At 61.6% G+C, this 13,558-nt stretch carries 11 protein-coding genes and 1 tRNA gene; 5 read left to right on the plus strand and 7 right to left on the minus strand.

Translation table 11 applies throughout. The annotated features are described in order from the left end of the window. Positions 1-38: 38 nt before the first annotated feature. The 6 genes from CKO25_RS09010 to soxA form a co-directional block, all read right to left on the minus strand. Positions 39-1,424, minus strand: a complete 1,386-nt coding sequence (locus tag CKO25_RS09010; RefSeq protein ID WP_200387600.1) for a sigma 54-interacting transcriptional regulator — start codon at positions 1,422-1,424, stop codon at positions 39-41. Beyond that, positions 1,421-2,152, minus strand: a complete 732-nt coding sequence (locus tag CKO25_RS09015; RefSeq protein ID WP_200387601.1) for a hypothetical protein — start codon at positions 2,150-2,152, stop codon at positions 1,421-1,423. The genes CKO25_RS09010 and CKO25_RS09015 overlap by 4 nt, the downstream gene beginning before the upstream one ends. Then, positions 2,149-3,645 carry a sensor histidine kinase gene (locus tag CKO25_RS09020; RefSeq protein WP_200387602.1) on the minus strand — a complete coding sequence of 499 codons (1,497 nt, stop codon included), beginning with the start codon at positions 3,643-3,645 and terminating at the stop codon, positions 2,149-2,151. Before CKO25_RS09020 ends, CKO25_RS09015 begins: the two co-directional genes overlap by 4 nt. 15 nt (positions 3,646-3,660) lie before the next feature. Next, a tRNA-Leu gene (locus CKO25_RS09025) sits at positions 3,661-3,745 on the minus strand. A gap of 330 nt (positions 3,746-4,075) precedes the next feature. Then, positions 4,076-4,759, minus strand: a complete 684-nt coding sequence (soxX, locus tag CKO25_RS09030) for a sulfur oxidation c-type cytochrome SoxX (protein ID WP_200387603.1) — start codon at positions 4,757-4,759, stop codon at positions 4,076-4,078. Between the two features lie 30 nt (positions 4,760-4,789). Then, a complete protein-coding gene (soxA, locus tag CKO25_RS09035) occupies positions 4,790-5,632 on the minus strand; it encodes a sulfur oxidation c-type cytochrome SoxA (protein ID WP_200387604.1) in 843 nt (280 codons plus the stop codon). Between the two features lie 478 nt (positions 5,633-6,110). Here soxA and soxB point away from each other — a divergent pair, with 478 nt between their 5' ends. The 4 genes from soxB (at position 6,111) to CKO25_RS09055 (ending at position 11,705) form a co-directional block, all read left to right on the plus strand. Then, a complete protein-coding gene (gene soxB / locus CKO25_RS09040) occupies positions 6,111-7,889 on the plus strand; it encodes a thiosulfohydrolase SoxB (RefSeq protein ID WP_200387605.1) in 1,779 nt (592 codons plus the stop codon). Between the two features lie 359 nt (positions 7,890-8,248). Further along, positions 8,249-8,557, plus strand: coding sequence for a DUF485 domain-containing protein (locus CKO25_RS09045; RefSeq protein WP_200387606.1), 309 nt, complete (start codon positions 8,249-8,251; stop codon positions 8,555-8,557). Continuing rightward, the gene (locus tag CKO25_RS09050) at positions 8,554-10,287 is read left to right on the plus strand and encodes a cation acetate symporter (RefSeq protein ID WP_200387607.1); all 1,734 of its coding nucleotides are present in this window, start codon (positions 8,554-8,556) and stop codon (positions 10,285-10,287) included. Before CKO25_RS09045 ends, CKO25_RS09050 begins: the two co-directional genes overlap by 4 nt. Positions 10,288-10,538: 251 nt before the next feature. Then, positions 10,539-11,705, plus strand: a complete 1,167-nt coding sequence (locus tag CKO25_RS09055) for a cysteine desulfurase family protein (protein ID WP_200387608.1) — start codon at positions 10,539-10,541, stop codon at positions 11,703-11,705. Positions 11,706-11,908: 203 nt separating this feature from the next. On the opposite strand, the gene CKO25_RS09060 is transcribed toward CKO25_RS09055, so the two are convergent. Next, entirely contained in the window at positions 11,909-12,787 is an 879-nt protein-coding gene (locus tag CKO25_RS09060; protein ID WP_200387609.1) for an esterase/lipase family protein, read from the minus strand. A 104-nt stretch (positions 12,788-12,891) separates the two neighbouring features. Here CKO25_RS09060 and CKO25_RS22135 point away from each other — a divergent pair, with 104 nt between their 5' ends. After that, positions 12,892-13,545 carry a hypothetical protein gene (locus tag CKO25_RS22135; protein ID WP_443080743.1) on the plus strand — a complete coding sequence of 218 codons (654 nt, stop codon included), beginning with the start codon at positions 12,892-12,894 and terminating at the stop codon, positions 13,543-13,545. Positions 13,546-13,558: the final 13 nt, after the last annotated feature.

The following is a 13,558-nucleotide window of genomic DNA, read 5'->3' on the forward strand; positions in this document are numbered from 1 at the left end:
GCGAGGACATCGCGGTTGGCTGCTGCCCCCCGATCGGCTCAGGCTCCAGCCCCTCGGTCGTCGGTATCGGGCGCGGAAGGACGAAACCAGATTGGGTCGAGATGATGACGGCGCAGGAGTTTGTAGAACTCGGTGCGATTACGTCCTGCCAGGCGTGCCGCGGCACTGACCTTGCCTTCGGTCACGCGCAATAGATTCTCGAGGTACTCACGATCCTGGCGTTCGCGGACATCGGCGAGTGACGGAATGATCGTGAGATCATGACGCAAGGCGCGCTGGACCAAGCTGACTGGAACGATGGCGGTGGTGCAGATGGCGGTGGCATGCTCGACGAGATTCTGGAGTTGTCGAACATTGCCGGGCCAGGGCGCGGTCATCATGAACTCGATTGCATCCGGGGCGAACCCCTCGATCTGTCGCTTATTGCGAGCGTTGGCCTGGGTCAGGAACCGATTCGCCAGCAACGGGATATCCTCGCGACGGTCACGTAAAGGTGGGAGATCAATGCGCACGACGTTGAGGCGATAGAAGAGGTCGGCCCTGAACTGCTCCTCTGCCATCGCTTGTTCGAGATCACGATGTGTCGCGGAAATGACGCGAACATCGACGCTCACAGACCGATTCGCGCCCACCGGTCGCACTTCGCCTTCCTGCAAGGCCCGCAAGAGCTTGGCTTGAAAGGTCAGGGGCATGTCGCCGACCTCGTCGAGAAACAGGGTTCCGCCGTCCGCCTCCTCGAAGAGACCCTTGCGATTCTGGGTCGCACCCGTGAACGAGCCCTTGCTGTGGCCAAAGAGTTCCGATTCCAGCAGTGTCTCTGGAATGGCACTGCAGTTGACGGCCACAAAGGGGCCACCTGCGCGGGGGCTTGCGCGATGGATGGCGCGGGCGAGGAGTTCCTTCCCGGTTCCACTCTCGCTTTGAATGAGGATGTTGGTTTCCGTCTCGGCGGCCAGATAGGCTTGGCGCAGGGCCTCTTCCATAACCGCGCTACGGGTGATCAACTCGCTGCGCCACTCCTCGCTGGGTGACGCACTATCCTGGCTGGTGGTGGCGCCCAGTCGTCCGGCCTTCTCGACCAAGGACAAGAGTTGCGAGCCATCGAACGGTTTGGTCAGATAGCCGAAGACGCCACGCTGGGTCGCGTCGACCGCCTCGGGAATACTGCCGTGGGCGGTTAGGATGATGACCGGTAGACCCGGATAGTCACGCCGGATGGAGTCGAAGAGGGCGAGCCCATCCATGCCATCCATTCGCAGATCACTGATCACGAGACTGGGCTGGAAATGCGGCAAGAGGGCGAGCGCCTCTTCACCACAGGTTGCGGTCTTCACCTGATGACGGGCCGCTCTGAGGCGAATCGAGAGCAGCTTTAGGAGATCGGCGTCATCGTCGACAAGGAGAATTTTGAGGGTTTGAGTCACTTGCTGTTGTCGTATGGGAGTTCGAGTTCGGATTGACGTTTACGCTCACGGATCTCGAGTTCGATGGCCTTGAGTTCCTCAAGCTGTGCATTGAGTTCGTCGCGCTCGCGAATGGTCGCGCGTAGGGTGCGGTCACGAGCTTGTCCTTGATGGGCCCGGATCCGTTCGAGTTCGGCTAGGAGTTCGTTACGCTCCTGTTCAATGGCGTCGAGTCGCGCGAGATTCGAGTCACCGCGTTGATCCTTTTGGATGGCGCGCAAGCGTGTTTCAAGGTCGTCGCGCTGCCGGATGGTCAGGCTCAATCTCTGTCGCAGGCCCACTTCACTCTGTAAGCGTTTCGTCATCAGGGAAGCGAGCGCTGTTCCGCCCGGAGTCTGGTCCGGCTGGTCGAGATACTCTTGAAACAGGGTCTTCGCCCGAATCTGATCGGATGGTCTACCGAGATCAGCCATCACGAGCCCCCAGCCCAATAGCTCTGACGGATCATGGGCCTCGAGGTTCGCGGCGCGTTCGCGCAGGGTCTGCTGATCCGCATCGCGCAGGGCTCCGAGCGAAGCGAAGAGCTGATTCAGATCGGCTGTCTCCAGCCTACCCCAGTCCCGCTGCAACCGCTCCGAAAACCAGAAGGATGTTGAGGCGCACCCGGACAGCGCAAGCAACAGACTCACGACCGCCATGAGATGTTTCGCGTCGTGCGCAGCGCGCTGATGGCGTGTCGGGCGGTTCATGATGTGGCCCGGCTTAGGCGCTTGGTGGAGCTCTGGTTGTGAGCATCGAAGGGCGTGGGTTGCCTGGTCAAGCGCAATTGCAGGCAGGCCCCGTGTGTGGACTCGATCACCTTCAGATGCCCCCCGAGAGCACGGGCATATTCGCGCGCGATGAAGAGTCCAAGCCCGCTCCCACGCACGCGTCCCCGCCGCCGCGTCGCGCCCTGGAAGAATCGTTCGAAGACCCGCTCGCGGTCTTCGGAACGGATGCCTGGCCCCATGTCACTGACTTCGATAATGAGGTCGGATCGGTGCCGCTGAGTGCTGATGCGAACCGTGCCGGATGCCGGGCTGAACTTGATGGCATTCGAGAGTAGGTTGTCAATAATGGTACCGAGCCTGTCTTCATCTGACCACAAGGTTTCACCCTGGAGGTCGAGTTCGATGGACAACTCCTTGGCCCGCGCGGGCAGCTTGTGACGCTCGACGATGCGCTCAATCAAGCGATCCAACATGACCCGCCTGCGCGCGATCTCGGTATCCGCATCGATCCCGCCACTGACTTTCAGAAGATTTTCGATCAGCCCCTGTAACTGCAAACTGTTCCCCTGCACGATGTCGAGGATCTCACGTTGTTCCGGCGTGGTCGGACCGACAATCTCCTGAGAGAGCAATTCGGCGCCTTCAACGATGTTGCTCAAGGGGGTCTTAAGTTCGTGTGAAATATGGTGTAGGAAGAAGGTCTTCTGTTCTTCGAGTTCGACCAAACGGACGCGCAGCCAATTCAGTCGCCGACCGAGATCCGTGAGGTCGTGCATTCCCGTGACTTGGATCGGGCGGTCGAATTGACCGGCACCGAGTGCGCGGATTGCCTGATCGAGTTGCCTCATCGGGCGAGCGATCAAGAGGGTGAAGATCGACGTCAGGACCAAGGCGGCGGGGATACTCGCAGACGCTTGCCAGAGGAGCTGTTGTCGGATCTGCGCCACGTCCTCTTGCATCGCCTCGACCTCTTCTGCGACGACCCGCACCGTTTCTCGGAAGATCGCGCGCGCGATCGCTTCGAGTTCCGGGAAGCCATCCAACGCCTCCTGGATGGCGTCGCTGTCCTCGGGGTCGTGCTCGAGGGTCTCAAATTTTTCTAGCGCCCCAACCGCGAGTTGGTCCAGTTGATCGAGCACCGTTGAATCACGACTCAAGCGCTCCATGGCCGCGAGCGTGCCGAGGAATCGCTCACGCTGGCTTTCATAGGACTCGAAGATGATCGGGTCTGACAGGATCTGATACTGACGCGCGTGGCGCTCGACATCGATGATCTCAGTGATGAGATTGCGGCTTGCCTGAGTCGCGTAAACGGCATTGAGAGCGGCTTCTTGACCTTTCGACGAAAGGTGGTTGACTGCGACCCAGGCGGTGGCGAGCGCCATACCGAGCGGTAGCGTGACCACGACGAAGCCGATGAGAAGCAGCTGTACAAGCGAAAAGCCTGTGATGATCTGGCGTCGACCTGTCATGGCAGCGACCGTGAGTGGTGCGCGAGGGGGGACTCGAACCCCCACGGATTACTCCACTGGAACCTAAATCCAGCGCGTCTACCAGTTCCGCCACCCGCGCGAGTACGTTCATTCTACAGCGAATTGGCATCGCTGCACGTGACTCCAGAGGCCCGCGAGCGAAAAAAGCGCGAAAATGAGAACGCTCTCACGCAACGCTCGATCCGCCTCAGAGGGACGGCGCGGATGCCCGGATCGCAGCCGCGAACGGTCCTGATAGGCAAGGTGTGTCCCGACATGCGGCATTATGCGCTCTCATGCCTGACCCAAAATGGGTGAGGATCGCAGTGAATTCCGCCGGAAAAAAAACCGAAGAGGCGTTGCAAAAGCCCCTTCGGCCCGAGACTGGATCTGTCAGTCCCGCTGGTGCGGGACTGACTGGCACGAACGCCTATTCGTTGTTGACGGGCGACTCAGGGTCGAAGAGGTAGGCCATGATGTCCAGGATCTGCTCTTGAGTCAGCAACCCCTTGGCGCCCTGACGGGGCATGCGCGTGCAGGGGAACATGGAGTGCGCGTTATAGATGATCCCGTAGGCAAGCCGGTAAATGGCCTGTGAGACCTCCTCCTCTTCGGATGCGCGCAGCTTGCCATAGTTTCTCAGGCTCGGGCCGATGGTCCCACCCTGCCGGTCACCGGCGAACTCGTGACAGTTGTAGCAGTTCGCTCCCGGGCCGGACCGCTCATGATTGTCGAAGTTAGGCTCGAGCCGGTAACCGAAGCCGGACCAGGCGAGGTCACGCCCTTTCTCCCAGTCTCCCAGCACGATATCACCCTCTGGGTAGACGATCGTGTCCCGCGCCGCTTGGCGGATTGCTTCGGCTTGCTCGGTGGAGGGATTGTTGCGCGTTTCCGTACAGACCATCTGCAGTTCGTCCTGCACCAGCCGATCCCGAGCCGAGCTCTCTTCCTGTACCTGGGCATCGAGCTTGAAGCCATTCGCCTCGAAGATCAGATACTCGGCGAGTTCTTGCGGAGTCATCGCGGTGTAGTCGACATCGGCTGCGATGGCGTAGGTACCGGCGAGCGTCAGGGCCGCAACGGCGGCGGCAACACGGAACTTATTCTCGAACATGGTTCACAATCTCCTAATTCGCGTACTGGCTTAGCGCTTCATATCTGGGATGATGGCTGGCTGGCCACGGGCCAGATCCGTCCAGTACGAGAGGAGAGCGATCGAGAGGTCAGAGCCGGCGACGATCGGGGGATAACGCATCTGCCAGATGCACTCACGCACACGGTGCTGGCTGCTTCGTGCATTGTCCTGTCCGACGCGGAAGGCCGGCCAAGAAATGGCCTTGGTCCACTCCTTGGGGTTGCTCGAATGGGGCAGAACCGAGGCACGAATGCGCTTGCCGGCTTCGCCGTGGCACGCGGCGCAGTTGAAGTCGAAGGGGCCGGCACGACGGTAGAAGACCGCCTCACCCGCATCGCGCATCGCGATCTCCAGCGGGTGATCGAGTGGGTTGTTCCAGGGCATGCCGTTGGATTGCGAAGCGATAAAGGTCTGCAGCTTCATATGGTCGGTATTGGAACCGTGGATGTCCTTGATCTCAGGATCATCGGCGGTGAAGCCCTGCAGGGTCGTCATGCAGTAGATTATACGGTTACCGAGGTCCATCACCTCGCCCGTGTCCTCGAAGTAGCGAGGCAGTTCGACAAAGACCCCCTCCACCACGCCGGGCCCCTTGCCGAAGTCGCACTCCTCGAGCGAGACATTGTTCGGGCCGCGTGGTGTTCTGAAGAGTTCTTCGCCCTCTTCGATCGTCCAGAGTGCCGGGTTATCCGGCATCATCATCAGGTTCTGCTCACTCTGCGTGAGGTAGTACGAACTCGTCGACCCAATGAGCTCTTCGAGGACCTCGGCGGGATCCCCGGAGGGTCCGGAAACAGCAGGGCTGGCCATGACCGCGGCAAGCGGGATGGCGGCGAAAAGCGTTCGCAGCATCAGTGTCTTCCCCTTTGGAGTGATTTGGTTCTAGTGACCCTAGTCCCGACTCTTTAGGTCGGGATCAGCAGGAACGGTAGCATCATCAATGTGTCGGTACAAGCAGTGAAGTCGCCCCGTGAGGCGCCTCATCCGCCGCCACGCGCGCGTGCGCAGCGTGCAGGGATTGCCACGCCGATCACGACCCGCAACAGGTGCGGAGGGGGCCGATGCCGCATGGCGCGCCTGATGCGATCCCGCGGAGCGCGCCTGTTGGAATTCGGACCGCTTATCCGGGCATACTAATCGGGATTCTGGCCCTGATCGTCGTCCGCTCCGCCAGGAAGAGCGGGCGCCCCGCCTGCGTTGATCGCCGGAGTGCCGCAATCGTAAGAAGGGCTTCACACGGGTCAGACGATGATCGCCGCCGGGTTTCACCATGACGTCGGCCTCGATGCCGGCGCTTTCTCGACCACACAGCTGGAGGATGATGACGCCAATGTCTCTGTCAAGACGCGAGTTCATGCGACTCATGGGAATTGCTGGGGCCGCCGGGATGTTCCCCGCCTCGATCTTCGCCGCGAAGCGGATGCCCGCCGATCTCTATGAGGTGCCGAAATTCGGCAACGTGACCCTGTTGCACATCACCGACAGTCACGCCCAGCTCAACCCCATTTATTTCCGCGAACCGAACGTCAACCTCGGCATCGGGCCCATGTTCGGCAAGGCGCCTCATCTCGTCGGCGAGGCGCTGCTGAAACACTTCGGGATCGAACCTGGTGGCATCGAGGCACACGCCTTCACCTTCCTCGACTTCGATGAGGGCGCGCGCCAGTACGGAGCGGTCGGCGGGTACGCCCATCTGAAGACCCTGGTCGATCGTATCCGCGCCGAGCGCGGTGACGGCAACAGCCTGTTGCTCGACGGCGGTGACACCTGGCAAGGCTCGGGCACGGCCTATTGGACGCGCGGACAGGACATGGTCGGCGCCTCGAACCTACTCGGCGTCGACGTCATGACCGGTCACTGGGAGTTCACCTATCTCGACGAGGAGGTCATCAAGAACATCGGCGAGTTCAACGGCGACTTCGTCGCGCAGAATGTCCGGGTCCGCGAAGAGGCCCTCTTCGATTACCGCTTTGAGGATTTCTCCGGTTTCAACGAGGACACGGGTCTCGCCTTTGATCCCTATGTGATCAAGGAACTCGGCGGTGTGAAGGTGGCGGTGATTGGGCAAGCCTTCCCCTACACCCCAATCGCCAACCCCCAGCGCTTCATCCCCGACTGGACCTTCGGCATCCAGGATGCGCGGATGCAGGAGATCGTCGATGAGGTCCGCGAGAACGAAAAGCCCGATCTGGTGGTCGTGATCTCGCACAATGGCATGGACGTCGATTTGAAGATGGCCTCGCGCGTCACCGGCATCGACGTGATCTTCGGCGGCCACACGCACGACGGCGTGCCCGAACCGAGCGTGGTGGAGAACGCCGCGGGCAAGACCCTGGTGACCAATGCCGGATCCAATGGGAAATTCCTCGGCGTCATGGACATGGAGGTGAAGGACGGCAAGCTGCAGGACTTCCGCTACCGCTTGTTGCCGGTCTTCTCGAACCTGATCGAACCCGATCCGGCCATGGTCGATTACATCAATGGCGTGCGCGCGCCCTACCAGGCTCAACTCGAGGAAGAACTCGCGGTCGCCGAGGAAACCCTCTTTCGGCGCGGCAACTTCAACGGCACCTTCGACCAGGTCATCTGTGACGCCCTGCGCAAGGTGAACGATGCCCAGATTAGTCTCTCGCCGGGGTTCCGGTGGGGGACCACGGTCCTGCCGGGGCAGGCGATCACCATGGACCACGTCATGGATCAGACCTGCATCACCTACCCGGAAACCTACCGGCGCGAGATGACCGGTGCCGAACTCAAGCTCATCCTCGAGGACGTCTGCGACAACCTTTTCAACCCGGATCCCTATGTCCAGCAGGGCGGAGACATGGTGCGGGTCGGCGGCCTCGACTATGTTTGTGACCCGACGGCCACCATCGGCAATCGCATCCTCGACATGGCGCTCGATGACGGCACCAAGATCGAACCCGACAAGAGCTATGTGGTCGCGGGTTGGGCCACGGTTGGGAGCCAATCGCCCGGCGAGCCGATCTGGGAGACCGTCGCGACTTATCTGCGTGATGCGAAGACGGTCAAGCTCGAGAAGATCAACACCCCCATCCTGAAGAACGTCGCCGGCAATCCCGGGATCGCGGACTATCCGGGTCTCTAATCCTCGCCGCACCGCCCGCGTCGTCGGGTGAAAGACCAGGGAATCGCTGGGTGGTTGGCCATCAACCCTCAGCGATTCCCGGCCACCGAATCGCGCCAGTCAAACTCCCCAGCAATCCCACCAACGCCGATCCGACCGGCGCGCTGCTGGGGCGGCGTGGCGTTTCCTAATGCTTTTGATAGATAAATAAGTCCGCGCTGTCGTTGACGTCCCGCAGGTCGCGTTCCCACAATCGCGCGCCCTTCGGGCGTCTCCGAGGCGTCATGCGCGCTCGAGTCCGTTCCGAGTGGCGGGGGCTCCTGACCGACCGCGGTCCGACAGCCAACGATTCACACCACCACCACCGAGAAAGAGTCCTCATGCGCCAAGATTCGGTCGACGCCATCACGGCACATCCGCGTTATCAGGAGTTGATCCGCGCCCGCAAGCGTTTCGCCCTGCTCCTGACCGCCATCATGATGTTGATTTACTACGGGCTGATCTTGGTCATCGCCTTTGCCCCCGACTGGTTGGGCGTACCCGTCGCGCCCGGCATGACCATGACGGTTGGGATCCCGATCGGCATCCTCGTCATCCTTAGCGCCTTCATCCTGACGGGGATCTACGTGGCGCGGGCGAACGGTCAATTCGACCGCCTGACCAAAGAGATCCAGGAGGAATTCGAATGAACCGTTTGTCGAGTTGGGGCATTCTCGCCGCCCTCCTGGTCCCGTTCGGATTGGCGGCCGCCCCCGCCTTAACCGGCGCGGTCGAACAGCGCAGCGTCAATATGACGGCCATCATCATGTTCCTGGTCTTCGTGGTCGCCACCCTCGGCATCACCTACTGGGCCTCGAAACGCACCCGTACCACCAAGGATTTCTACACCGCGGGCGGTGGCATTACCGGCATGCAGAATGGCCTTGCGATCGCGGGCGACTTCATGTCAGCCGCTTCCTTCCTCGGGATTTCCGGTCTCGTTTTCGCCTCGGGTTATGACGGGCTCATCTACTCGATCGGCTTCCTGGTCGGATGGCCGATCATCATGTTCTTGATCGCCGAGCAGATTCGGAACCTCGGGAAATTCACCTTCGCCGATGTCACCTCCTATCGCTTCGGACAAACCCAGATCCGCACCGTCGCGGCCATTTCCTCCCTGGTGGTGGTGGCCTTCTATTTGATTGCCCAGATGGTGGGTGCCGGTAAGCTGATCCAGCTCCTGTTCGGCCTCGAATACTGGCTTGCCGTGGTTGCCGTCGGGCTCTTGATGATGACCTATGTCATCTTCGGTGGGATGACCGCGACGACCTGGGTGCAGATCATCAAGGCCGTGCTCCTGCTCTCCGGCGCCACCTTCATGGCCGTCGCGGCGCTCTCCTACTTTAATTTCTCGCCCGAACAGATGTTCCAACAGGCGGTCGAGATTCATCCCGGAGGCGCGGCCATCATGGAGCCGGGGTCCCTGGTGAAAGACCCGATCAATGCCATCTCCCTGGGTCTGGCCTTGATGTTTGGCACCGCCGGTCTGCCGCATATCCTGATGCGCTTCTTTACCGTGCCGAATGCCAAGGAGGCGCGTAAATCGGTCTTCTACGCCACCGGATTCATCGGTTATTTCTACATTTTGACCTTCATCATTGGCTTCTCGGCCATCGTGTTGCTTGCGCAGAATCCCCAGTTCTACAAGCCCGAGGCGCTCAATGCCGACGGGAAGGTGATGCTTGATCAACTGGTCTCTGGTTTGGCGGGCGGTACCAACATGGTGGCCATCAATCTGGCCGAGGCGGTGGGCGGAAACCTCTTCCTTGGCTTCATCTCGGCCGTCGCCTTCGCGACCATCCTCGCTGTCGTCGCGGGTCTCACCCTGGCGGGCGCCTCGGCGATCTCGCATGACCTTTATGCCAGTGTCATCGCCAAGGGACGCAGCAACGAGGCGACCGAGATCAAGGTCTCGCGCATCGCGACCTTCGTCCTAGGCATGGTGGCGATCGCGCTCGGGATCGCCTTTGAGAGTCAGAACGTCGCCTTCATGGTCGGTCTCGCCTTCGCGATTGCCGCGAGCGCGAACTTCCCCGTGCTGGCCGCTTCGATTTTCTGGGGGAAGATGACCACGCGTGGTGCCTTCTATGGCGGCTTCGCGGGACTCATCAGCGCGGTGGTCCTGACCATCCTCTCGAAGGCCGTTTGGGGTGACGTCCTGGGCTTCACCGGGGTCAACGCCGAGGGCCAAGTGGTGCCGGTTGGACTCATCCCGCTCGACAATCCGGCGATCATCTCCATCCCCTTCGCCTTCTTCTGCATCTGGCTGTTCTCGGTACTGGATCAGTCCGAGCGGGCGAAGCTGGAGCGCGCCGCCTACTTCGCACAGCGCGTGCGTTGCGAAACGGGCATTGGTGCCGAAGGTGCGGTTGCGCACTGAGTGAGGAGACCGGTGCGCTGCAAGACCGGGCGCACCACCTGAAAGGGGCGTGGGCGCGTTCGCGCCCGCGCACTCCGTGAGCGTCAGGTCGCCCGCGCGGGGATGGTTGTTTTATCACGATGCGTCACCGATCTAGGTGTGCAACGCCGGCGAACCGCATGGATTCCAGACGTGAGATCGCTGCGAGCGGGCCCCCGGAACCCGGCGATCTTCACCCTGCCGCGGTGACGCGCGCGAACGAGCGAACAGAGATGCCCCCCATCTATCTTGACACCGCTGCCAGTACGTCCGTTGATCCTGATGTCATTGAGGTCATGATCGAGGCGCTGCGTGAGTGTCCTGGCAATGCCTCGTCGACGACGCATGCTTTCGGGCAGGATGCCGCACGGCGGGTTGCGCAGGCACGTGCGGCCATCGCCACGGAATTCGGCTGCGAGCCCGACGAAGTGATCTTCACTGCGGGCGCGACCGAGTCGAATAACCTCGCCTTGCGCGGCATCGTTGGGGCCTACCCTGATCAGGGCCGGCATCTGGTGACCTCCGCGATCGAACACAAGGCGGTCCTCGCCTGTTGCCATGACCTCGAATGCGATGGCATCGACATCAGCCTGGTTGCCCCCCAGCGCGCGGGCTGGGTGACCCCCGAATCGATCCTCGCGGCCCTGCGCCCAGACACTCTGCTGGTCTCCCTCATCCATGTGAACAATGAGACCGGCGTGATCCAGCCGATTGCCGAGGTGGCCGCCGCGCTCGCCGAGCAGGGCGTGCTCTTCCATGTCGATGCGGCCCAGAGCGCCGGTAAATTCAAGATCGATCTCGCCGCACTCCCGATTGATCTCCTCTCGGTGTCGGCCCACAAATTTCATGGTCCCAAGGGCGTCGGCTGTCTCCTGGTCCGTGACCGCAAACGGTTGCGACTGCGCCCCATCCTGTCCGGTGGCAGCCAAGAGTTCGGATTGCGCCCCGGCACCCTAGCGACCCATCAGATCCTCGGCCTGAGCACCGCGCTGACCAAGAGCGCCGCCCAGCGTGATGCCGATCTCGCCCGGGTGTCCGCGCTCAAGGCACGCTTCATCGCGCGTTTGAGCCGCGGCCCGTCCTATCAGATCAATGGCGATCCGGCCCGGACCTCGCCCTATATCCTCAATCTGGCTTTCGATGGCGTCGCGAGCGACGCACTGATCAACCAAGTGTCCGATCATCTCGCCATCGGCTCTGGCTCAGCCTGCACCTCCGGCACCATCGAGCCCTCGCATGTGCTGCGGGCCATGGGGGGCGAGGACGATCGACTCTATGGCGCGGTGCGCATCAGCTTCGACCGGGACCACCGCGACGCGGAGATCGATCATGCCGCCGATCGCTTGATGGACGCCGCGGCGCGTATCCTGGCGCTCAGCGCGTTGGAATCAAACACCTGATCCGCGCCGGGCGCGAGCCGATTCGCACCATCGGAACACCCCGTTTCAGCCGCGCCTGCTCCTCGTTGGCGAATCAGAGACCGCACCCGGCTTCGCTCATAGACCCTGTCATCGAATCGGCGAGCATGCACAAAAATTCTTGTTGTTCGCCAGCCTGGCGGAAGATGCGCTCTCATCAGGACAAGAAACGACTCCATCACCCATCACTGCGCGGATGTCGAAGCGGTCTGGGCGGGTTTGGAGACGAGTTGCGCCAACAGCAGCCCGTCCTGCTGAGTGAGCTGGTGCTCGCCTGGGACCACCTGGGCGCTGGCGCGACCCCGCAGCGCGGGTACTAGGCGAAGGTCCTGGCTGGGGGCTGGCACGACCTGGTCTCCCGGCATCCCGAACGCGGCTCCACGCACCACGGCGACGTAAGCGATCTCTGGGTGCTGGCTGCCGTTCAGCCAGTACAGCAGATTGCCAGGCACGGGTGGCGAGAGGTCCATGAGGACGCCACGCGATAACTGTACGGTCCGATAGACGTCCTCTCCCACCTGGCGTTTCACGACCCAGCGTTTGATCCCGCCGAATAGCCCGCCGTCGTTGGTGGCATCGAGCGCCTGCGCGGCGCGGTCGGTGCCCAGATTTGGGGCGGCGATCGTGATCAGCCGGGTGACCGTTCCCGCACCGTAGTTGATCAGCGCGAGGCGGGCCACGACCCCTCCGGCCGAATGTCCGATGAGGTCAATCGTATCGCTCGGATGCTGTTGCGCGATGGCGTTCAGCATCCCGCCGAGATAGCTCGACTGCACCATCAGCGGGGCGGTGGAGGGCAGGTTGACCCGGTAAATCGCAAATTCCCCGGCAGGACGACCTGCCGGCTCCAGCCGCACACCAGAAGGCGTGGACTGCCAGTCGCCGGCGAAGCGCCAGCCGGCCTGCTCCAGCACCGGCAACACCCCGCTGTGCTGCCAGGATGCAGCATCTCCGAGATATCCATGCACCAGCACCAGAATTCGACCGGCACTGGCGGGGCTAGCACAGACCAGCCCGAGCGCGCAACACAGGGCCAGCCAAGAGCGATTGCGCCAGCGTTTCATGCTTTGTTCCTCATGGTTGAGCAGGCGGCCGACGCCTGCAATCGCGATCCTGATCCAGAGTGGCGGGTCGATTCCGGCATTGACTCCTCACACGATTGGCCTTGATGACGTTCCCGTCGACCCAGATCCCGTCGGGAAACAACTGTGAGAGCAAACCGACCCGTCCCACCGCGATGAAGTCGGATAGGACAGAAGTATCGGTGAGAATCAGAAGGTCGCTGGGACAAAAAGCGGACACTCAAATCATTGGGGCGGATACGCTGGAAATCTCTCGGATACGCAAGCTCCATGAAGTCTCCACGCAGGATCTCGCCGGGGGTAACCGGCGCATCAAATCCGCGCCGTCGGCCACGTCGGAGAAGTCGATTTCGTCCAAGTGCTCTCTTTTGATCGTCACGGGTCTTTGGGTGCGCTCGATGTTGGAAAATAAGCCGGCTTCAGTGGGAGTCGGTCACCTCGACGTCATAGGCGTCGTGCTCCTCCCATCGAAAACAGATGCGCCATTGGTTGTTGATGCGAAGGCTCCACTGACCATCACGATCGCCGCGAAGCTGTTCCAAGCGGTTGGAAGGCGGCACGCCCTCGGCTTGTTTCCGCGATCGATGTTCGCAAGCAGCCGAAGGACTAAACCGCTCGCGCGGGAGGGGCGCGGGGATCGGATCTTGGAGCAAAAAGGCGGCGGACTAGCGGCCTATGGCGCAGGGCTGCGTGCCTCGGAGGTGGTGTCGCTTTTCGTCGATGCTTGCACGTTTCATTGATCCGCCTCAGTCG

Origin of the sequence: Thiocapsa imhoffii (assembly GCF_016583985.1) — a bacterium.
Taxonomy (GTDB): Bacteria; Pseudomonadota; Gammaproteobacteria; order Chromatiales; family Chromatiaceae; genus Thiocapsa; species Thiocapsa imhoffii.